Here is an 18,934-nt window from a genome sequence, read left to right on the forward strand (position 1 = left end):
CCGTATGGTTCGTGGTTGAAGCGTCGAAACTCCACCAAACTCCACCTCGATCATACACCTCGATGGCCACCCGAGATTACACCGAACGTGCCGGTGAAATTACACCACGTCCGCGGACACTACCCCCGCTGCATTTTTTCGGTCACCTTTTTCCACATCTCCGGTCGATCTACTTCCGGAGCCAAAGAAATCAGTTTAGCAAGGACGCCAGACAATGCAGGAAACGCGCCAGGCGAGAGCGCTGCGATATCACACACTATCGCCACCTGCACCCGTAGATCTTCGGGTGCTTCAGTTGCCTTCGAGATCTTCTGAAACGCGCTATCGGCTAGCCGCTTTATGGCTCCGGTGTTTGGGTATAGTCGAGCAAATGCATGGAGGCGCAGGAGCTGCTTTTGGATGGACTTCGCGTGAGTGATATCCATATCTTCGAGGTGAATTCCTGCCAGCTTTTCAGGCTTGATTGCTCCCTCTATTATGTTTGCACTGGCTAAGGTTTTCGCCGAACCTAACTGCATCCCAACTTTTCTAAGGCAGTCACTGATTACCCTGACAATTTCAGCTGCACGGTGATCGCTCCGGGTGAAGATGCTGTAGTCGTCGCGATAACGTAAGATGCGAAAATCTTGGCTGTCAGTGAGCTGAAGGGTGATCAGATGGTCAACGTACGCCAATACCAACTCGGCAATAATGTCCATAAGAACGGATCCTTGAGTAATTCCGTTCGTTTGCCCATACCGACTATTTCTGATGTGAAAATCTAGCCTGTTACCAAACAAGCTTTTGTCGCCCTGTTTTTCCTTGGCGGCTTCGTATCCATGCAGTGCCCAAGGAATACTGTGCGTGTACAACGAACCATAGCAGTTGGAGACATCGGTTTTCAAAAGATGCGTGTACTCCAGCGACAGTTCGAGCGAACGTTGTTCGTAGCGCAGCCACCAATTGCGCACCTGAACCGCGTCATGTTTGACTGCACCATCAGTCGACATAGGAAAGCTAGTGCATTCGACTGCGCCCGTATGCAGTTGTTGCAAACGATCCTGGAGTAGCTTCCAGTTCGCGTCCTCACACATTGTCTGTACCAGCGTCATGTAGATTGCTGGATGAATGAGCTCAAACGGTCGCCAAGCAAAACGACCGTCCTTCGTGCTGAGAAGCTCATAGTTGACGCCTGCCATATCGACAGCCCGTTCGGGCTTGGCCTTTTGGAAGGTGGTGTACGGCTGTTCACCCATGGCCGTAGCCACGTCTTTTAGGATCGTTTCAAAGCTAATGTATGGCGGGAAGTCCGACCGAAAGTAGCACTCTGGCTTCTCAAGGTAAGCTTTAGCCGATGCGGCGTCTAAATCGATAATTCGTGTCATGAACTTTGTTCCACAGAGTTCTTTGTGTAAGTACTTGTTTTTTATTCTATTTATCGTGCGATGCGTTTGTTTCCCGTGGAGATAGAACCAGCCTCTTTCAGTGACCTTTTTGGCTTCATTGCTCGTTTAGAAGGTTGGAGGTAGAGAGGCATCAAAGTCTTTTTTGAGAACTGCGGCCCGGAGTCGCGTTCGAGCCTAGCTCGGCATCGCCTGCTCGGAACATCGCCGACCTATCACCTCGCCATAGAAGTAGCGGGGCAGACCCTGATCGTTCCATCTCTTTTTATCGTTGCAGGTGGGTTCTGTGGGTTCCTTGTATTCTTTTCAGCCTAACGCGAGAAACTGTCAGTGCAATTTATGACAGGGTAGCGGGAGTAAGACCCACTGAAACCCACAAACCCACTGTTCAAGACAATGTAGCCTATGCTCGCGAGGCCAGATCAGTCTGCTGTAGCTGCTTTTCGCAGCCTGGCGCGCAGGGCCTGCCGCGCCAGTTCCAATGTGCTTTCTTCTCCGTGCTTTCTTGCTGGCCTACTTCGCCACGCAGAATAGATGGACAGGCAAGGAGCAACTACCATCATCACTGGAATGAACGCTTCGTCGCCTTTGGGGACACCATATCTGTTGAGTAAGACACCAGCAGCAATGAGCAGCAATATATTTGCCGCATAAGTCAGCGTCCGCATATATCCCCCAAACGCAATCGAACCACGCTTCCGTGATCCGTGCACACGTCACGCATTCCGTCAATCTTGATTTGCTGGCCTATCGCCATAGCACCCTGTGCACCCGTTCTTTTTTCACGCAGTAGCCGCACCACTGGCCCGACGCGGCACATAGCACAGCCCTGATGAAACGCCTGCCAACGCGCAGCCCAGCGCCTCTGCGGGCCTGTTGTGATTTCCGCAGCAAAGTGTTGCAATTTTCACAACTTTATCAAACACTTGACCAGATTCGGCGCTGTGCTATCGTCACTAAAGAAGCGGCAAGTAGCAGGGCCACGATGGCACAAGGATCAGCACCAGGTGAACGTAGGGGCGGACGGCAGGCTGGGACGCCAAACCGCCGCACCGCTGCATTGCGTGAAGCGATCGAGGCCGAGGGCGTTGATCCTGCGGTTGCGTTGGTGCGCATTGCCAAGGCTGCCGAGGCACGCGAGGACTTCGGGCTGGCGGTCGAAGCGTATGGCAAAGTCCTGCCGCTGATTCATGCCAAGCCGCGTCCAGCAGTTCTAGACCCAGACGAGACGATCGCCTTCGAGCGCGACCTCTTCCGCATGAAGGTCGAAGAAACCGCCAAGGCAGTGCAGGCGGATGAAGGACTTGCCAGCCGTCTTGCTCGCGCAAAGGCCCGCAAGCTCGCGGAAGATGTCGCGGAAGTATTCGACGCGATGACGGACGCCGCCCATGCTGGGCCCATCGTTAATGTGACGCCCAGCCGCCCTGCGGCTTCTGCCGGTCCTTCGCTCCGTCCCGCGCCTGCGCCTGCGGTGGAAGCGCCGCAGGTCGCATACCGCCCCGTTCTTCCGCGCTCGGCCATGCCTGCGCCGATCGGCGACTGGTCCATGCGAGAACGCCAGGCGTTCGCAGACGAAGGCCGATCCAGCTACGACACCGACCCTTATTCCGCCGACCCCCTCGGCTTCCTTGCCAACCGTGATTGCTGAAAGGTTCCCCCATGGCACTTGACGATCTTTCCCAGGATGTGACCGCACTCATCGCAACCGCGGGCGCGGTCGATGCCGCCACCGCCGCCCTGCGGCCCTTGCTGGCCGACCTGGCGGCTGCTGAACTCGCGATCCGCAAAGGGATCCGGTCCAACGGGTTGCCGTCTCGCGATCACCTGATGGGCACAAGCCAGCTTCGCGGGCTGGCGATCTCGCTGCTGACTGGCGGAAGCGAACTCGACGGCACGCCCCTCGCCTCGATCGTGGTGCGCGCATACGGGGACCTGATCGCCCAGGAAGGCGGTGCCGCATGACTACGATGATGACCCCTGCCGCCATTGATGCGCAGATCGGCGCCTGCGATGCCGCGATTGCCAACCTGGAACATGAGGCCCAGCAGATTGCGCTGGCAGCAACCGAAGGTGACGCCACAGCCGCGGCGCGCCTTGCCAGCATCAATGCGGAAATCGAGGCGATGCGCGGCGATCGCTTTATTCTCACGCAGGCCCGGCGAGCCGCAGAAGCCCGTGCAGCCGCGCAGGATGACACGGCACAGGCCGAACGCCGTGCAGCCGACCGGCAGGAAGCCCGTGAGCATGTCACCCGCCTGCTGGAAGCCGCCCGTCGAGCCGACGCCTTGGTGGCGCAGATGACAGATGTCCTGGCCGATCTCGCCGAAGCCGAGGCCAGCGCCCGCGCCGCCGCCAACCGGACAGGTGGCATCCTAAACGGCACGCGCATCGGCCAGCGCGGCGCTGCGGGTCACGCGGTGGATCTCATCACCCGGAACGCAAAGGGCGCCATCAAGACGAATACGCCTGCACGCGGTGTCGAGGATTTCGCCCGCGCCGGCTGGCGCGAACTGATCAAGGAAAGCAACAATGTCTGATCCTGACCTGTCCATGCTGTTCCCCTCCGATGCGCCGTCGCAAGCCCCGGAGTGGTTTCAGGCCCAACGCCATGAAGCCGAGCAGGCCCGATCGGACGCCGCCGCTATTCTGTTTGGCGGCTCCAAGGCCAGCCCCGCACCTGCCACGCTTGCCGGTGACAAGGATCCGACAAGCGCCGCATTTCCGACCGAAGGCAGCATCGACGCCGCAGCTTCCGTTGCGGCCACGCTAGACCCGTGGGCCGACAGTCTTCAGGCTGACGGCAATCCCGCAGCCGCAGAGGAGATGCGTGGGGTCAGTGCCTCCCTGGCCAAGGATTTCCGGCAGAGCGGGATGACCGCCGAAGACACCCAGGAGGTGATGGGTCTGGCGCATGAGGCCCTTGGCAACTCGCTCATGCCGGGGATGCCTGTCAGCGATGACCGCCTGGTCGAAATGCGCGCGACCGCCGAAAGCTGGATCGAGGAAAACCAGATCAGCGCTGGCGACATAGGTTTGGCGCAAAGGCTTGTCCGCGATCTTGACGCCAAGACTGGAGGGCGCGTTTCGGAATACCTGGTCAATACTGGGATGGGCAATGATCCACGTGCAATTGAGCGTGCAATCCAGATTGCCAGAAAGCGCTATGGCCGGTGAAATCGTATGCCCAATGTGCCAGGGCCCAACCGATCCCGCCGCCTTTGACGCAATGATCTGGGATTTGATCCGCGAACGCGATCTATCCGAGGAGGCCGAAAGCGTTCTGCGCGCCGTCTGGGCCGGCGGTGGGCGCCCGGTCGAGGCAGAAGCCATCTTTGATGAACTGTATTGCTGGGATGCCGAAGGCGGTCCCTCTCTCACAAGGATGTATCAGGACTTGCGGGCGGGCGCCGCGGAACTGGCCGACAAGCTGCTTGGAACCGGATTAGCCGTAGTGCGCGCAAGCCGGCGTCCTGGCTGGATGATAAAGTTTACGAATGGAGGTGCTTATGTTTGACGATCCGATCCACTGCCCGTGCTGTTCGCGCCCGGTGCAAGGCTCTTTGTCCGCTGATCTGCTGGCCTTGGCGCTGGACCTGACGCCCGCCCAAGGGGCGATCCTTCGCGCCGTGAGCGCTGGGAACGGGCACGCCGTACCGACTGATTCGATCCTGCGGGCTATCTATGAGGACGAGGACAACCCGCCTGATCATTCCCGGCAGTATGCGACCTTCAAGGAAAAGCTTTCGCTGATGCGGACCCGGCTGGCGGGCGCTGGGCTGGCGATCGAGAATGTCGGTCGGGGCGAAGGCTACCGGCGGATCACAATTCAGAAGACTGATGCATTGGCGTCACAGGGCGATTCTCACCGTATCATACGGTAACGCGGCGGATTGTTACCCCAAACGTTACCCCAAAAAGGGAACTGTTGCACTCCGCCTCGGCGGCAGCGCCACTAACTCACTGAACTTATTTGTGATTTAGTGGTGCCGGTGAAGGGACTCGAACCCCCGACCCCATCATTACGAATGACGTGCTCTACCAGCTGAGCTACACCGGCATCTGGTGACGCGCCGGATAGCAGGTTCGGTCGCGGGGGAAAAGGGGGCGCGATGTTTTTTTGCGCCCCTTTTGCCTAGGGACGGGACTTGCCCTCGGTCCACTCGGCTTCCTCGGGCGGAACGACGTCGGGACGAACCAGGACCGGCTCATCGGCGGGCCGGGGCGCATCGGCGGGAAAGACGACCGGCTGCGGCTGCGGTTCCACTCGGGCGGGCGCCGGTTCCGGCGTGGTGATCGTGCGGGCGGGCTCGACCGCGACATAGTCGCTTTCGCGCGGCACCATGCCGGGGGCCACGTCGGCAACCTCGACCCGGCGGGGCTTCGGCTTCTCGGGCGGCGGCATGTCGGTCACGGTTTCCTCGACCACGGGCTCGGCGACGACCTCGGATTGCGACGTGGCGGGCGCGTGCCGGGGCCCGCCGACCAGCAGCGGCAGCATCTCGGCCCCCTTGGTGGTCGTCACGCCCGAGTTCCGCAGTTCGGGCTCGCGCCAGGTCAGCGTGTCGAAGCCGCCGCAGCTGTCGCAGGTGGGCGCCCAGTCCGACATCACGTTGTGGCACTTGTCGCACACCCATTGCGGCCCGCGAGAGGCAGTCAGCGCGCGCGCCAGATAGCCGCGCACGACGCTGTCGTCCGCGCCCTCGCCCCGTTCCACCGCGGCCATGATCGACAGGGTCCGCACGGTCGGGTGCTTTTCGGCCAGATCGCCAAGCGCGCGGCGGGCGCCGGGGAAATCCTCGGCCGCCAGCAGCAGTTCGGCCTTGAGAAGGCGCGATTCCTCGTCGTTGGGGTTCTTGGCGATCAGCCGCTCGAACCGGGTCAGGCGGGCCGACGGCGTCTCGTCGGGAACGATCTCGGCGTAGGCCGCCGCGACATCGGGATGCGGGCGCACCGACCAGGTCTTTTCCAGAACGCGGGACGCGTTCCGGTAATCCTTCTGCGCGACATAGCTGCGCGCCGCCAGCACCGCAGCCGGGATCAGGTCGGGCGAGGCCTTGTTGGCGGAAATCGCGGCTTCGCGCGCGCTGATCGAATTGCCCTGGGCCAGAACCTCGCTGGCTTCCTGCAGGGCCAGAACGGCGTCGCGGCGGATATGGACATCCTTGGGCAGGTCGCCCTGGCGGCGCTTGTCCTTCAGCAATTGCCGCGCGCCCTTCCAGTCATTCTGGCGCATCTCCAGATCCAGAAGCGTGTCCTGCAACTCGCGGTGCTTGGGCTTAAGGGCATAGGCCTTTTGCGCCAGCAGCAGGGCGGTCGCGGTGTCGCCTTCGTCCATCTTCTGGCGCATCAGGCCCCGGATGCCGACAAAGCGGGTGCGGTCGTCCTCCAGAAGCGTGCGATACACCTGACCCGCGCGGGCCTTGTCACCCGCCACCTCGGCCGCCTGGGCGGACAAGAGGTTGGTGACATGCGGCATCTGCAGGTATTTCTCGGCCTTGGCGGCCTTGTCCTGGGCCAGCCTCCCCTCGCCCGAGGCGACGGCCAGCATCCCCTCGCCCAGGGCCGCATAGCCCTTGCGCTCGCGCGAGCGGGCGAAATAGCGGTTGATGGCGGTCTCGTCCCCGGCCAGGAAACGCAGAAAGGCCAGCGCCAGGCCCAGCGCCTTGAAGACCAGCCAGGCCAGCACCATCAGCACCAGAAGCGCCACGACCGCCTTGACGGGGGTCAGCACGTATTCCGTGCCGGCATATTCCACGCGCAGCATCTGCCCGGTTTCGGACAAATGAACCGCCCCCAGCGAGACAACCAGGACGACAGCAAAGAAGAACAGGATTTTCAGCAGGGACAGCAGCATTGCCCGGACCTCAGTTTGAAGGGGCGGACAGGTCGGACAGGGCCGCCTGCGCATCGCGATAGGCCGTGGCGCCCGTCAGCCACTCGGCCATGGCGGGGGCGGTCTTGCCCGGTTCCGGCAGCGCCTCGATCTCGGCCACGGCATCCGCGATGCGGCCAGCCTCGACAGCCTCGTTGGCGCGCGACAGGATCGCGTCGGGATCGCTGCCTTCTCGCGCCTCGACGGAACGGGCGCCGGTCTGGGCGCGGATGAAGTTGGTGAACAGGCTGCCGTTCCCGGCCGCGCTTTCCTCGCGCAGCGAGGTCCGCAGGGCGGCGCGCGCGGCCTCGGGGAAGCCGGCCTGCAGGCTGTCCAGGCTGGGAACCTCGCGGGTCAGGGCCTCGGGCGCCTCGAGGCCCGCGCCTTCCAGCGTCTGGCGGGCCTCGTCGGGGGTCACGCCGCGATCCAGCGCGGTCTGCAGCGCGGCGACGGCGGCCACGGCTTCGGCCCGGCGGGTGGTCTGGGCCGCGGCTTCCTGCAACTGCTGGGCCTCGGCCTGGGCGGCGTTGATCTGGGCTTGCGCGGCCTGGGCTGCGGTCTGGATCTGCTGTTCCAGCGTGCCCGCCTGATCGGCCAGCGTCTGCACGCGCGCGGCCAGTTCGGGGTCGATCTGGGGACGCGCCGTCAGTTCCTCGATCCGGGCCGCCTGCTGTTCCACCTGCTGGCGCAAGGCGGCCAACTCCTCGGGCGAGGCGCCCGCCGGGGCCTGCGGCTGGTCCGGCGCGGCGGCAAGCTCGGCCCGCAGGGCCTCGATCCGCTCGGCCGTGGCGGCTTCCGCGGCGCTGACGGCCTCGGCCCGGATCGCGTCGGCATCGACCTGAGCGGCCTGCGGCGTCTCGGCGGGCTGGGGGGGCAGCCAGCCCTGGGGCAGGTGCGGCAAGGCCCAGATGGTGGCGGCGGACCCCAGCCCGGCGGCGACGACGCCCCCCAGGACCACGGGCCAGAAGCCGGTCTTGCGGACGGTGACGTTCTGCACCGGCGCGGGGCCCGACGCAGGCGTGTCGCGCAGGATGGCCTCGGGCGCGGCATCCCCGGGGGCGCCCTTCGGCCCGGTGTCCCTTGTCCCGGCATCAGTCTTCCGTTCGGCGGCGGGATGCTGCCCCGCGGCGTCGCCCAGCAGCGTCGAATCGATGGGCTTGATCTCGGCTTCGGTCGCGGCCGCCGCGCCGGTTCCTTCCCCCGCGTCGGTCGAGGCGATCACGCCCGGATCGGCGGGTTCCTTTTTCAGCATCAGGGGCGTCTGTTCCCGCGAGCTTTCGGCTTTGCCTGCGCTAGAGGTCTTGTCTGGCTTTTTCACGTCTTGTCCCCGTCCTCGCGGCGGCAATCCCCGCCGCGCTTTGGCCCGTAGACTAATCAGCCGGGGGCCGCTTCTCAACCCGCCCTGCGCATCATTGTTCCGCAAGGGAAAGGCCGCGGATCGCGGCGGCCATGGCAGCGGCATCAGGGGAATCGGCGACGCGGCGGCCCGCGGCCGGTCCCTGCCACGCCGCCATCGCCGCATCGCTGATCGCGACAAGCCACAAGGGCGCACGCGCGCCATGGGCGGCATCGGCGACCAGCCGCGCGCTCCGGGGGGAAAACAGCGGCAGGACGACCGGCGCACCGCCTGCCAGCAACGCCTGCGCCTCAAGGGTCAGCGGCACCGCCTGCTGATCATAGACCACCACCCCCGGCACCGGCAGCACGCGGGCCAGATGGCGCCCATGGGGGTGGACCAGCGGCACACCTGCGGCCTCGATCATCGGCAGCAGCCCTTCGGCAAAGCCGTTCCCCTCGCGCACGTCGAAGCCTGCCGCCCGTGCGACCCGCGCGGTATGCCCGCCGACGCAAAGCGCCAGCCGGCCGCGGCCGGGCCCGGCCGATCCCACCGCGTGGGCCGAGGTGAACACCAGCCCCGGCGCATCGCGCAGCTGCCTGCCATCATGATCCACCGCCACGATCCGCAGGATCGGGGACAACACCGCGTGCCAGTCCGGCAGCATCGCCGCGAAGCGACGTGAATCCGCCAGCGGGCGGGTCAGCAGCAGGGCGGGCGTGGCGCTGGACATTGGCATCCCCTGTCGTCGATGCTAGGGCCTACAGGCGTAAGCGCCATTCCCCCGCCCGGCAAGAGCATGGACGACCAGCAGATTTTCCTTGGCATCGAAAGCAGTTGCGACGACACCGCCGCCGCGCTGGTGACGGGCGACCGGCGGATTCTCGCCTCGGTCGTCAGCAGCCAGACCGCGCTCCATGCCGACTTCGGCGGCGTGGTGCCGGAAATCGCGGCGCGCGCCCATGCGGAACGGCTGGATCTGGTCGTCGAACAGGCCCTGTCGCAGGCGGGGATCGCATTGCGCGATGTCACCGCCGTGGCCGTGACCGCCGGACCCGGCCTGATCGGCGGGGTCATGGCGGGCGTGATGTGCGCCAAGGGCATCGCCGCCGGGGCGGGCCTGCCGCTGGTCGGCGTGAACCACCTGGCGGGCCACGCGCTGACGCCGCGCCTGACGGACGGGATCGGCTTTTCCTACCTGATGCTGCTGGTGTCCGGCGGCCATTGCCAGTTCCTCCGCGTGGACGGCCCCGAGGATTTCACCCGCCTTGGCGGCACGATCGACGACGCCCCCGGCGAGGCTTTCGACAAGCTGGCCAAGCTTCTGGCCCTGCCCCAGCCCGGCGGCCCCTCGGTCGAGGCCGAGGCGGCGGGCGGCGATCCCGACCGCTTTGCCCTGCCCCGCCCCTTGCTGGACCGGCCCGGATGCGACCTGTCGTTTTCCGGCCTCAAGACCGCTGCCCTGCGGCTGCGCGACGGGTTGATCGCGGACCAGGGCGGGCTGCGCCAGGCGGATCGGGCCGATCTCTGCGCCGCCTTCCAGGCCGCCGTGGCCGATGTCCTGGCCGAGAAATCCCGCCGCGCCCTTGCCGCAAGCCCCGCCCCTGTCCTGGCCGTCGCGGGCGGCGTCGCCGCCAACCGCGCGATCCGCACCGCCCTGGAACAGGTGGCGCGGGATGCAGGCGCGCGCTTTCTGGCCCCGCCGCTGGCGCTGTGCACCGACAACGGCGCCATGATCGCCTGGGCCGGAGCCGAGCGGTTCGCCCTTGGCCATCGCGACGGCATGGATCTGGCCGCCCGTCCCCGCTGGCCGCTGGACCACAGCGCCGCGCCGATGCTGGGCGGCGGCAAGAAGGGGGCCAAGGCATGAGCATCGCGATCCTGGGCGCGGGCGCTTTCGGCACGGCGCTTGCCGTGGCCCTGGCTGCAAGGGGCCCGGTGACCCTATGGGCGCGCGACACAAGCTGGGGTCGCGACAACCCGCGCCTGCCGGGCGTGACGCTGCCGGATGCAATCCATGTGACGGACGACCTGGGGGACGCCGCGCGGGCCAATACGCTGCTGCTGGCCCTGCCGGCGCAGGCCTTGGGCGGCTTTCTGGCCGGTCATGCGGTGCTGCTGGACGGCAAGCGCCTGGTCAGCACGGCCAAGGGCATCGACCTGTCCAAGCTGACCGGCCCCTCCGCGCTGCTGGCCGACGCCTGCCCGCAGGCCACGGTCGCGGTCCTGACCGGCCCCTCCTTTGCCGCCGACATCGCGCGCGGGCTGCCCACCGCGCTGACCCTGGCCTGTGCGGACGGCGATGCGGGCAAGGCGTTGCAGCACACGCTGTCCACTCCTGTCCTGCGGCTTTACCGGACCACCGACGTGACGGGCGCCGAACTGGGCGGCGCGCTGAAGAACGTCATCGCCATCGCGGCGGGCGTCGTGATCGGCGCGGGCCTGGGCGACAGCGCGCGCGCCGCGATCGTCACCCGCGGCTTTGCCGAGATGACCCGCCTTGCCGCCCGCCTGGGGGCACGCCCCGAAACGCTGACCGGCCTGTCAGGCCTGGGCGATCTGACGCTGACCTGCACCTCGGCCCAGTCGCGCAACTTCCGCTATGGCCAGGCTCTGGGCAGCGAGCAGCCCTTCGACAGCGCCACCACTGTGGAAGGCGCCGCCACCGCCCGCGCCGTCGCGGCCCTGTCCCGCCGGCTGGGCTGCGACATGCCCGTCGCCGCCATGGTCGCCGCCCTTGCCGAAGGCCGGGTTTCGGTCGACAACGCGGCAGAGATGCTGATGACCCGCCCCCTGAAAGAGGAATGAGATGCCCCTGTTCGCCCTGATCTGCCGCGACAAGCCCGGCGCGCTGGAAACCCGCATGGCCAACCGCGAAGCCCACCTGGCCTATGTCCGCGACACCGGCGTCGTGCTGTTCGGCGGCCCGATGCTGTCCGGGGGCGAGATGCGCGGCTCGCTTCTGGTGCTGGAGGCCGACAGCCTGGATGCGGCCAAAGCCTGGGCCGCAAGCGACCCCTATGGCCTGGCCGGGCTGTTCGATTCGGTCGAGATCACCGAATGGAAGAAGGTGATCGGCTGATGGCCTTCTGGCTGTTCAAGTCCGAACCCGACGTCTTCAGTTGGGACGACCTGGTCGCCAAGGGCGAGACGGGCGAGGAATGGAACGGGGTGCGCAACTACCAGGCGCGCAACTTCATGCGGGCCATGAAAGTGGGCGACCTGGGCCTGTTCTACCATTCCAACATCGGCAAGGAGGCCGTGGGCATCGTCCAGGTGATCGCCGAGGCCCATCCCGACAGCACCTCCGCCGATCCGAAGTGGGAATGCGTGGACCTGAAGGCCGTGGAATCCCTGCCCCGCCCCGTCACCCTGGAACAGGCCAGGGGGGAACCGGCATTGAAGGACATGGTGCTGGTCAACAACTCTCGCCTGTCGGTGCAGCCCGTGACGGATGCCGAATGGGCCGCGATCCTGAAACTGGCGGGATCATGACCGCTCTTTCATCTTGGTCCAAATATCCCGGGGGCCCGGGGGCTGGCCCCCGGCTTGCCGCTTCATTCCGCCGCACCGCCGCATTAAGGTCCGGGCGGCACAACCACAGGACACACCCATGACCCAGCGCCTGCACCTTGTCTTCGGCGGCGAACTGACCGACCCGCAGGGCACCCAGTTCCGCGACACCGACAACATCCACATCGTCGGCATCTTCCCGAACTACCAGGCCGCCTATGACGCCTGGAAGGCCGAGGCGCAGCGGACGGTGGACAGCGCCCATACCCGGTACTTCATCGCCCACCTGCACCGCCTGCGCGACGAGGAAGCCGCCGCCAGCCCGACCGAGGAGCTTGGCGTCAAGGGCTGACCCGCCCGGCGCCGCAGGGAATGGCCGGGGTCGGGATGGGCATCGGGCGGATCAGCCTCTGGCTGCAGAACCGTCGCGCGGCGGATCGGGAAACCGCGCCCGTCCCCGATGTCCCCCAGGGCAGCGGCCCGCTGCTGCTGGTGCATGTGTCGCCCGACGGGCGCGCGGCCTTCACGCAGGTGCAGCGCCGCCTGATGCGGGCCCGGTCCGACCTGCGCATCCTGGAACTGGCCGACCCCGCCCTGCCGCATGCAGAGACGCTGATGCAGGCCGGTCCTGCCGCGCTGCTGCTTCTCGGTTCGGACCTGCCGCCGGCCCTGATCACCGCCGCAGGCCGCTGCGACGTGCCGGTCATCCTGGCCGAGGCGCGCCTTGCCCCCGAGGATGCGGCCTGGACCCTTCGCGCGCTGTCCCGCCGCGAATTGCTGCGCCAGATGCGCGCCGTGCTGGTGACCGATCCTGCCAGCCAGGCCACCGCGCTGCGCATGGGCGCCGATCGCGGGCGGGTCACGATGACCGGCCCCGTGGCCGAGATCCGCGACCCCCTTCCCTGTTCCGAGGCCGAGCGCAGCATCATGGCCCAGCTTCTGCGGGGGCGCCACGCCTGGCTGGCGGCGGCCGTCCCCCCGGACGAGGAAGGCGCCGTGCTGAACGCCCATCACGCGGCCCTGGCGCAGTCGCATCGCGCGCTGCTGTTCCTCGCGCCCCGCGACCCGGCCCGCATCGAGCCCCTGGCCGACGAGATCGAGGCCAGCGGCCTGGTCGTTGCGCGCCGCTCCCTGGACGAGGACCCGACTGACGACGTCCATGTCATGCTGACGGACGGCGCGACCGAGATGGGGCTGTGGTACCGCCTTGCGCCCGTCACCTATCTGGGCGGGACCCTGGGCGGCGACGACGAGGCTGCCCGCCACCCGTTCGAACCCGCGGCCCTGGGCTCGGCCATCGTCCATGGCCCGCATACGGAACGCTTCGCCACCGAATGGCAGCAGCTTGGCGGCGCGGGCGCCGCGCGCCAGGTCGGCGGCCCCGACGAACTGGCCGCGGCCATCGCCGAACTGTCGCAGCCCGACCTGATCGCCACGCTGGCCAGCAACGCCTGGACCGTCAGCACCGGCGGCGCCGACGTGACCATGCGCATCTGCGCGCCTGTCCTGGATGCCATCGCAAAGGACCGTTCATGAAACGCGCCCCCGCCTTCTGGTACCTGCGCCCGCCGACGCTGGCGGCGCGCCTGTTGTCGCCCCTGGGCGCGGCCTATGCCCGCGCGACGGCCCGACGTTTGGCGAAGGGCCCACGGACGCGGGTCGGCGTGCCGGTGATCTGCGTGGGCAACCTCAATGCCGGGGGGACCGGCAAGACGCCCACGGTGATCCACCTGCAACAGGTTCTGCAAGCGCGCGGCATCGCGGCCCATGTCGTGTCGCGCGGCTATGGCGGCAGCGCCGACGGTCCCCTGCGGGTCGAGGAAGCACGCCACGATGCCGCCCTGACCGGGGACGAGCCGCTGCTGATGGCGGCCTTCGGGCCGGTCTGGGTGTCCAAGGACCGGCTGGCCGGCGCGCGGGCGGCGGTCGCCGGTGGCGCCGGGGCGATTATCCTGGACGACGGCTTCCAGGACCCGGCGCTTGCCCATGACCTGTCGGTGGTCGTCGTCGATGCCGCCAAGGGCTTCGGCAACGGCTTGTGCATCCCCGCCGGACCCTTGCGCGAACCCGTGGCGGCCGGCCTTGCCCGCACGGACCTGCTGCTTTCCGTCGGGCCGCCCGAGGCGCAGGCCCGCTTTGCCGCCCCGCCCGAGGCCCCGGCGCATCTGCGGGGGGTCCTGGCGCCCTTGCGGATGGGCATGGACTGGCAGGACCATCGCGTGCTGGCCTTCGCAGGCATCGGTCATCCCGAAAAGTTCTTCGCCACCCTTGCCGGGCTTGGTGCCGAGTTGGTCCGGGCCGAGGCGCTGGAGGATCACCAGCCCTTCACCCCGGCGCTTCTGACCCGGCTGGAAACCGAGGCGCGGCTGGTGGGTGCACAGCTTGTCACCACCGAAAAGGACGCGGCCCGCCTGCCCCGGTCCTTCCGGCCCAAGGTGATGACCCTGCCCGTGCGCCTGGCCCTTGACGATCCCGGTTCGCTGGACCGCGCCCTGGACCGGTTGTTTCCGCGTCCCTGATCTTTGCAATCGCGCTCACACACCCGATATAGGGTCAAAGGGGTCGATCCGGCCCGCTAGGAAAGGACGGGAATGTCGCAGAAGGCCATTCAGCGGCTCAGCTTCTATCTGCTGGTTCTGGTGACGCTTTATGCGTCCTTCGGGGCGGGCTGAGGACATGGCGAAACGCTATGGCGGGCGGTTTTCGCCCGATCCGCGAAACGGCAACGTGAACCCGGTTCCGTCGGCGCCGATCCGGCACCGGCTGGCCTCGCGCCCTAAATACGTCACTCTGGCGGCGATCCCCTTCCTGTTCAGCGCCTTTTTCCAGGACGCCGCGGGCATGGCGGGCAACCTGGCCGCCTTTGGCGTGATCGCCAGCGCCATGTGGATGACGACCGAGGGGCTGGCCGCCGAGGCCGCCTACCAGGTCCGCCGCGTCGCCCGCCGCCCGGCGATCCCGCGCAAGCTGTTCGGCAGCGTGCTGACCGGCCTGGGCCTGGGTCTTGGCGCAGCCGAACCCGGCAGCCTGGCCGGGGCCGGGCTGATCGGCGCGACGGGCATGGTGCTGCACTGGCTGGCCTTCGGCGCCGATCCGATGCGGGACAAGGGCATGGCGGGGGTCGACGACTTCCAGGGCGAACGCGCCCGGAAGATGATCGAGGACGCCGAGGGCCACCTGGCCCAGATGCGCGACGCCATTCTGCGCACCGGCGACCGCTGGCTGGAAAGCCGCGTGGACCGCTTCGCCGCGACGGTCGAGGATCTGTTCGACCGCGTGCGCAGCAATCCGGGCGACCTGTCGGCGGCGCGGCGCTACATGGGCGTTTATCTGACGGGCGCGCGCGACGCGACGATCAAGTTCGCCGACCTTTACCGCCGCACGAACGATCCGGCGACGCGGGCCTCCTACGAGACGTTCCTGGACGACCTGGAAAAGGACTTCAGCGCCAAGTCCCGCCGGATGCTGGAAGGCGACAAGACCGATCTCGACATCGAGATCTCGGTTCTGCGAGAGCGCCTTGCCCGCGAAGGCGTGCGGGCCAGCGAACCCGCGCAACTGGACGCGCCGCGGACGGAAACGGCCCGCTTCCTGGACGGGCTGCTGACCCCCGACCGCGACAAGGCCCGCTGACCGCCGATGCCGCGTTTTGCCTTGAAGATCGAATATGACGGGCGTCCCTTTGCCGGCTGGCAGGCGCAGGCCGACCAGCCTTCGGTGCAGGGCGCGGTCGAGGCGGCGCTGGCCCGCCTGGACGGGGGCTTTGCATCGGGCGCACGGATCGCCGCGGCGGGCCGGACGGATGCCGGGGTCCATGCGACCGCGCAGGTCGCCCATGCGGATCTGGCGCGCGACTGGGACCCGTTCCGCCTGGCCGAGGCGCTGAACTTCCACCTGAAGCCCGCGCCCGTCGCCATCCTGGCCGCCGCCCGCGTGCCCGACGACTTCCACGCGCGTTTTTCCGCGACCGAGCGGCGTTACCTGTTCCGCCTGCAGGCCCGGCGCGCGCCCGCGACCCATGATCGCGGCCTGGTCTGGCAGGTGCTGAACGGGCTGGACACGGAGGCCATGCGGCAGGCGGCGGCGCATCTGGTCGGGCTGCACGATTTCACGACCTTCCGGTCCTCGATCTGCCAGTCTGCAAGCCCCGTGAAGACCCTGGACGAGATCCGCATCGAGGAGATCGCCATCCCCCATGGCCGCGAATACCGCTTCCACCTTCGGGCGCGGTCCTTCCTGCACAATCAGGTCAGGTCAATCGTCGGAACGCTGGAACGGGTGGGCGCCGGGTCATGGGAGCCCGGACGCGTGGCCCAGGTCCTGGTCGCCCGAGACCGTTCCCGCTGCGGGCCGGTCTGCCCGCCGCATGGGCTTTACCTTTGCGGTGTCGGATATGCGCTGGACCCGTTCGAGGTCTAGGCCCGTTCGGGATTTAGGAACGTCCCCGCCTGCGGGGCCGTTCGTCCTTGTAGCCCAGCACGATCTTGACCGTGTTCCACATGATCCACAGGTCCAGCCGAAGGTCGCGGTGGCGCTGGTAGATCAGGTCGATCTTCAGCTTCGCGGGCAGGCAGCGGCGGTAATAGGCAAGCTCGGTGGCCTCGGCGCTCTTGCAGCGGGCAAGAATGCGGTCTTCGTGGCGGTGGTAGATCAGGGTGGCAAGGCCGGTCACGCCGGGGCGGCTTTTCAGCACCTGCGAATAGACCGCCGGAAAGCGCTCGACATATTCGCGCAGGGGCGGGCGCGGGCCGACAAAGCTCATGTCGCCCTTCAGGATGTTGAACAGCTGCGGCAGCTCGTCGATTCGCGTGCGGCGCAGGAAGTGGCCCCAAGGCGTGATCCGCCAGTGCTTGTGCGCGCCGGTGGCCCCGAAATCCTCGTTCTCGGGGATCATGGTGCGGAACTTCCACTGCCGGAACGGCTGCCCGGGCGCGCGCATCCGTTCGGCCGAATAGAAGATGGGCCGCCCTTGGCGGATCAGCGTCATCAGGGCGACCGCGCCCATGAGGATCGACAGGGGAACCAGAAGCACCAGCGCAAGGGAGACGTCGAACAGCCGCTTGCCGCGCGGCGCGGGATTGGAGATCGGGGCATGTCCATCGACCGCGAACCAGGCCATCTTCGGCGCCGCAAGCCGTGCCGAACCGGCCTTGTCCCAGTCGTGGTGGATGGTCACGATGCCTGCCCTGCAACAATTCGTTCTTTTCCGTCGGGTAGCATATAGACGGAAGCATGAAAACTGGCCTAGCGGCATTCCGCCGAATGACTTGCGCGACCATGGCAAAGCCGCCACTGTCTGCGGGACACGGACAATTCGAAGGCGATGGATGCGCAAGTTTCTTGTCATGCTGGACGACAGCCGGGAATGCCTGAACGCGATGCGCTTCGCGGCCATGAGGGCGTCGAACTCCGGCGCCGCGGTGACGGTGCTGGCGGTCATCCCCCCCAACGAGATCCAGCACGGCTTCGGCGTGGCCGAGGTGATGCGCGCGGAAGCCTATGAACGCATCGAGGCGCATTTCGAGGTTTTCGCCAAGTGGATGAAATCTCGGCCGAAGGTCGAGCCGGAACTGATCATCCGGGAAGGCGACCCCGCCGAACAGCTGCTGGCCTACCTGAACGAGGACCCCGAGGTGGGCATTGTCGCCATCGGCCTCAATTCGGACAAGTCGGCGCAGAATCCGCTGCTGGCCCGCCTGCTGCGAGAGGCGGCGACCCTGCCTTGCCCGATCACCATCGTGCCCGCGGACATCTCCAAGGAGCGGCTGGAAGCCATCACCTGACGGCGCCCCGCTTGACCCGCGGACCTGCCGTCGCCATATCCGCACCAAAGGAGCCCGGCTAAAATGTTCATCCAGACCGAAACCACACCGAACCCCGCGACGTTGAAGTTTCTTCCCGGCGAATCCGTGCTGGACAAGGGCACGGCCGACTTTCCCGCCGCCGAGACCGCCGACAAGTCCCCCCTCGCCCGCCGCATCTTCGCCGTGGGCGGTGTCACCGGCGTTTTCCTGGGCCGCGACTTCGTGACCGTCACCAAGGCCGACGACCAGCCGTGGGATCACCTCAAGCCCTCGATCCTGGGCGCCATCATGGAGCATTTCCAGTCCGGCGCGCCCGCGGTCGAAGGCGAGCGCGACACCACAGGCCACGCAAGCCATGACGGGCCGGATTCGGACATCGTCGGCCAGATCAAGGAACTGCTGGACACGCGGGTCCGCCCGGCGGTGGCGCAGGACGGCGGCGACATCACCTTCCACGGCTTCGACCGCGGGATCGTCTACCTGCACATGCAGGGGGCCTGCGCGGGCTGCCCGTCGTCCACCCTGACGCTGAAGATGGGGATCGAGAACCTGCTGCGCCACTATATCCCCGAGGTGGTCGAGGTTCGTCCGGTTGCCTGATCCGGTCGTGCTGGGCTTCGACACGTCGGCCGCGCATTGCGCGGCCGCTTTGCTGCGGGGCGATGCCATTCTGGCGCACCGGCACGAGGAGATGGGGAAGGGCCAGGCCGAGCGGCTGTTTCCCCTGTTGGAGGACCTGCTGTCCGAAGCCGGCCTGACCTGGCGCGATCTTCATGTGATCGGCGTCGGCATCGGACCGGGCAACTTCACGGGCATCCGCATCGCGGTCGCGGCGGCGCGCGGGCTGGCGCTGTCGCTTGGCATCCCTGCCGTGGGCGTCACCGCGACCGAGGCCGCGGCGCTTGGCCTGCCCCGGCCCTGCCGCGTCGTGCTGCCCCTGCGGGCCGACCAGGTCGTCTGGCAGGACTTCGGCGCCGAGGGCGAGGGGCGCCGTCCGCAGCAAGCTGCGGCCGGTTCGCTGCCGCCC

23 protein-coding genes and 1 tRNA gene are annotated in these 18,934 nt (G+C 66.9%); 18 read left to right on the top strand and 6 right to left on the bottom strand.

The annotated features are described in order from the left end of the window. Positions 1-119 precede the first annotated feature (119 nt). Positions 120-1,364: an RNA-directed DNA polymerase gene (locus J0F76_RS16785; RefSeq protein ID WP_242690304.1), complete on the bottom strand. Its 1,245-nt coding sequence runs from the start codon at positions 1,362-1,364 to the stop codon at positions 120-122. Positions 1,365-2,214: 850 nt separating this feature from the next. On the opposite strand from J0F76_RS16785, the gene J0F76_RS16790 reads away from it, so the two are divergent. Genes J0F76_RS16790 through J0F76_RS16815 form a run of 6 tightly spaced genes read left to right on the top strand, consistent with a single transcriptional unit; the run spans position 2,215 to position 5,263 of the window. Beyond that, complete coding sequence (locus J0F76_RS16790) at positions 2,215-3,030, top strand: hypothetical protein (RefSeq protein WP_207471221.1); 816 nt, start codon at positions 2,215-2,217, stop codon at positions 3,028-3,030. An 11-nt stretch (positions 3,031-3,041) separates the two neighbouring features. Then, complete coding sequence (locus J0F76_RS16795) at positions 3,042-3,344, top strand: hypothetical protein (RefSeq protein ID WP_207471222.1); 303 nt, start codon at positions 3,042-3,044, stop codon at positions 3,342-3,344. Between the two features lie 8 nt (positions 3,345-3,352). Further along, entirely contained in the window at positions 3,353-3,919 is a 567-nt protein-coding gene (locus J0F76_RS16800; protein WP_207471223.1) for a hypothetical protein, read from the top strand. Further along, positions 3,912-4,556, top strand: a complete 645-nt coding sequence (locus tag J0F76_RS16805; protein ID WP_207471224.1) for a hypothetical protein — start codon at positions 3,912-3,914, stop codon at positions 4,554-4,556. The genes J0F76_RS16800 and J0F76_RS16805 overlap by 8 nt, the downstream gene beginning before the upstream one ends. Beyond that, the gene (locus tag J0F76_RS16810) at positions 4,546-4,896 is read left to right on the top strand and encodes a hypothetical protein (protein WP_207471226.1); all 351 of its coding nucleotides are present in this window, start codon (positions 4,546-4,548) and stop codon (positions 4,894-4,896) included. The genes J0F76_RS16805 and J0F76_RS16810 overlap by 11 nt, the downstream gene beginning before the upstream one ends. Beyond that, positions 4,889-5,263, top strand: a complete 375-nt coding sequence (locus J0F76_RS16815) for a hypothetical protein (protein WP_207471227.1) — start codon at positions 4,889-4,891, stop codon at positions 5,261-5,263. The genes J0F76_RS16810 and J0F76_RS16815 overlap by 8 nt, the downstream gene beginning before the upstream one ends. A 100-nt stretch (positions 5,264-5,363) precedes the next feature. Here the strand turns inward: J0F76_RS16815 and J0F76_RS16820 are convergent. From J0F76_RS16820 to J0F76_RS16835, 4 genes are all read right to left on the bottom strand, one after another. Further along, a tRNA-Thr gene (locus J0F76_RS16820) sits at positions 5,364-5,439 on the bottom strand. 75 nt (positions 5,440-5,514) lie between these two features. After that, positions 5,515-7,236 (bottom strand): heme biosynthesis protein HemY, encoded by a 1,722-nt coding sequence (locus J0F76_RS16825; RefSeq protein WP_207471229.1) that lies wholly within the window; start codon positions 7,234-7,236, stop codon positions 5,515-5,517. Positions 7,237-7,246: 10 nt separating this feature from the next. Then, the gene (locus tag J0F76_RS16830; RefSeq protein ID WP_207471231.1) at positions 7,247-8,572 is read right to left on the bottom strand and encodes a COG4223 family protein; all 1,326 of its coding nucleotides are present in this window, start codon (positions 8,570-8,572) and stop codon (positions 7,247-7,249) included. Between the two features lie 91 nt (positions 8,573-8,663). Further along, positions 8,664-9,323: a uroporphyrinogen-III synthase gene (locus J0F76_RS16835; protein ID WP_207471233.1), complete on the bottom strand. Its 660-nt coding sequence runs from the start codon at positions 9,321-9,323 to the stop codon at positions 8,664-8,666. Positions 9,324-9,389: 66 nt separating this feature from the next. Here J0F76_RS16835 and tsaD point away from each other — a divergent pair, with 66 nt between their 5' ends. The 9 genes from tsaD to truA all read left to right on the top strand — a co-directional run bounded on the left by tsaD (position 9,390) and on the right by truA (position 16,522). Continuing rightward, positions 9,390-10,460 carry a tRNA (adenosine(37)-N6)-threonylcarbamoyltransferase complex transferase subunit TsaD gene (gene tsaD / locus J0F76_RS16840; protein WP_207471240.1) on the top strand — a complete coding sequence of 357 codons (1,071 nt, stop codon included), beginning with the start codon at positions 9,390-9,392 and terminating at the stop codon, positions 10,458-10,460. Beyond that, entirely contained in the window at positions 10,457-11,398 is a 942-nt protein-coding gene (locus J0F76_RS16845) for an NAD(P)H-dependent glycerol-3-phosphate dehydrogenase (protein ID WP_207471241.1), read from the top strand. Before tsaD ends, J0F76_RS16845 begins: the two co-directional genes overlap by 4 nt. A gap of 1 nt (position 11,399) precedes the next feature. Then, positions 11,400-11,672, top strand: coding sequence for a YciI family protein (locus tag J0F76_RS16850; RefSeq protein ID WP_207471242.1), 273 nt, complete (start codon positions 11,400-11,402; stop codon positions 11,670-11,672). Next, positions 11,672-12,085: an EVE domain-containing protein gene (locus J0F76_RS16855; RefSeq protein ID WP_207471258.1), complete on the top strand. Its 414-nt coding sequence runs from the start codon at positions 11,672-11,674 to the stop codon at positions 12,083-12,085. Before J0F76_RS16850 ends, J0F76_RS16855 begins: the two co-directional genes overlap by 1 nt. Positions 12,086-12,203: 118 nt before the next feature. Beyond that, a complete protein-coding gene (locus tag J0F76_RS16860) occupies positions 12,204-12,455 on the top strand; it encodes a DUF4170 domain-containing protein (protein ID WP_207471243.1) in 252 nt (83 codons plus the stop codon). Positions 12,456-12,475: 20 nt separating this feature from the next. After that, positions 12,476-13,639, top strand: a complete 1,164-nt coding sequence (locus tag J0F76_RS16865; RefSeq protein ID WP_207471246.1) for a 3-deoxy-D-manno-octulosonic acid transferase — start codon at positions 12,476-12,478, stop codon at positions 13,637-13,639. Continuing rightward, positions 13,636-14,622 (top strand): tetraacyldisaccharide 4'-kinase, encoded by a 987-nt coding sequence (gene lpxK / locus J0F76_RS16870; protein ID WP_207471247.1) that lies wholly within the window; start codon positions 13,636-13,638, stop codon positions 14,620-14,622. Before J0F76_RS16865 ends, lpxK begins: the two co-directional genes overlap by 4 nt. 157 nt (positions 14,623-14,779) lie before the next feature. Further along, positions 14,780-15,736: a 5-bromo-4-chloroindolyl phosphate hydrolysis family protein gene (locus J0F76_RS16875; protein WP_207471248.1), complete on the top strand. Its 957-nt coding sequence runs from the start codon at positions 14,780-14,782 to the stop codon at positions 15,734-15,736. A gap of 6 nt (positions 15,737-15,742) precedes the next feature. Then, positions 15,743-16,522, top strand: coding sequence for a tRNA pseudouridine(38-40) synthase TruA (gene truA / locus J0F76_RS16880; protein WP_207471249.1), 780 nt, complete (start codon positions 15,743-15,745; stop codon positions 16,520-16,522). 13 nt (positions 16,523-16,535) lie between these two features. On the opposite strand, the gene J0F76_RS16885 is transcribed toward truA, so the two are convergent. Beyond that, the gene (locus J0F76_RS16885; protein ID WP_341351612.1) at positions 16,536-17,279 is read right to left on the bottom strand and encodes a sugar transferase; all 744 of its coding nucleotides are present in this window, start codon (positions 17,277-17,279) and stop codon (positions 16,536-16,538) included. Positions 17,280-17,430: 151 nt separating this feature from the next. Between J0F76_RS16885 and J0F76_RS16890 the strand changes: the two genes are divergently transcribed. The 3 genes from J0F76_RS16890 to tsaB form a co-directional block, all read left to right on the top strand. After that, positions 17,431-17,886, top strand: a complete 456-nt coding sequence (locus tag J0F76_RS16890) for a universal stress protein (protein WP_207471250.1) — start codon at positions 17,431-17,433, stop codon at positions 17,884-17,886. A gap of 63 nt (positions 17,887-17,949) precedes the next feature. Next, complete coding sequence (locus J0F76_RS16895; protein ID WP_207471251.1) at positions 17,950-18,507, top strand: NifU family protein; 558 nt, start codon at positions 17,950-17,952, stop codon at positions 18,505-18,507. Continuing rightward, the coding region (gene tsaB / locus J0F76_RS16900; RefSeq protein ID WP_207471252.1) for a tRNA (adenosine(37)-N6)-threonylcarbamoyltransferase complex dimerization subunit type 1 TsaB at positions 18,500-18,934 on the top strand (435 nt) is incomplete at its 3' end. The genes J0F76_RS16895 and tsaB, both read left to right, overlap by 8 nt.

This window comes from Paracoccus fontiphilus (genome assembly GCF_017356265.1).
Taxonomy (GTDB): Bacteria; Pseudomonadota; Alphaproteobacteria; order Rhodobacterales; family Rhodobacteraceae; genus Paracoccus; species Paracoccus fontiphilus.

Bases quoted from the DNA above. Each gene is read 5' to 3' on its own strand.
- J0F76_RS16875 (WP_207471248.1), top strand. From the start codon at position 14,780: ATGGCGAAACGCTATGGCGGGCGGTTTTCGCCCGATCCGCGAAACGGC.
- J0F76_RS16795 (WP_207471222.1), top strand. From the start codon at position 3,042: ATGGCACTTGACGATCTTTCCCAGGATGTGACCGCACTCATCGCAACC.
- J0F76_RS16835 (WP_207471233.1), bottom strand. From the start codon at position 9,323: ATGTCCAGCGCCACGCCCGCCCTGCTGCTGACCCGCCCGCTGGCGGAT.
- J0F76_RS16810 (WP_207471226.1), top strand. From the start codon at position 4,546: ATGGCCGGTGAAATCGTATGCCCAATGTGCCAGGGCCCAACCGATCCC.
- J0F76_RS16805 (WP_207471224.1), top strand. From the start codon at position 3,912: ATGTCTGATCCTGACCTGTCCATGCTGTTCCCCTCCGATGCGCCGTCG.
- J0F76_RS16890 (WP_207471250.1), top strand. From the start codon at position 17,431: ATGCGCAAGTTTCTTGTCATGCTGGACGACAGCCGGGAATGCCTGAAC.
- lpxK (WP_207471247.1), top strand. From the start codon at position 13,636: ATGAAACGCGCCCCCGCCTTCTGGTACCTGCGCCCGCCGACGCTGGCG.
- J0F76_RS16785 (WP_242690304.1), bottom strand. From the start codon at position 1,364: ATGACACGAATTATCGATTTAGACGCCGCATCGGCTAAAGCTTACCTT.
- J0F76_RS16860 (WP_207471243.1), top strand. From the start codon at position 12,204: ATGACCCAGCGCCTGCACCTTGTCTTCGGCGGCGAACTGACCGACCCG.
- J0F76_RS16895 (WP_207471251.1), top strand. From the start codon at position 17,950: ATGTTCATCCAGACCGAAACCACACCGAACCCCGCGACGTTGAAGTTT.
- J0F76_RS16815 (WP_207471227.1), top strand. From the start codon at position 4,889: ATGTTTGACGATCCGATCCACTGCCCGTGCTGTTCGCGCCCGGTGCAA.
- J0F76_RS16850 (WP_207471242.1), top strand. From the start codon at position 11,400: ATGCCCCTGTTCGCCCTGATCTGCCGCGACAAGCCCGGCGCGCTGGAA.
- J0F76_RS16855 (WP_207471258.1), top strand. From the start codon at position 11,672: ATGGCCTTCTGGCTGTTCAAGTCCGAACCCGACGTCTTCAGTTGGGAC.
- J0F76_RS16800 (WP_207471223.1), top strand. From the start codon at position 3,353: ATGACCCCTGCCGCCATTGATGCGCAGATCGGCGCCTGCGATGCCGCG.
- truA (WP_207471249.1), top strand. From the start codon at position 15,743: ATGCCGCGTTTTGCCTTGAAGATCGAATATGACGGGCGTCCCTTTGCC.
- J0F76_RS16790 (WP_207471221.1), top strand. From the start codon at position 2,215: ATGAAACGCCTGCCAACGCGCAGCCCAGCGCCTCTGCGGGCCTGTTGT.
- J0F76_RS16865 (WP_207471246.1), top strand. From the start codon at position 12,476: ATGGCCGGGGTCGGGATGGGCATCGGGCGGATCAGCCTCTGGCTGCAG.
- J0F76_RS16825 (WP_207471229.1), bottom strand. From the start codon at position 7,236: ATGCTGCTGTCCCTGCTGAAAATCCTGTTCTTCTTTGCTGTCGTCCTG.
- tsaD (WP_207471240.1), top strand. From the start codon at position 9,390: ATGGACGACCAGCAGATTTTCCTTGGCATCGAAAGCAGTTGCGACGAC.
- J0F76_RS16845 (WP_207471241.1), top strand. From the start codon at position 10,457: ATGAGCATCGCGATCCTGGGCGCGGGCGCTTTCGGCACGGCGCTTGCC.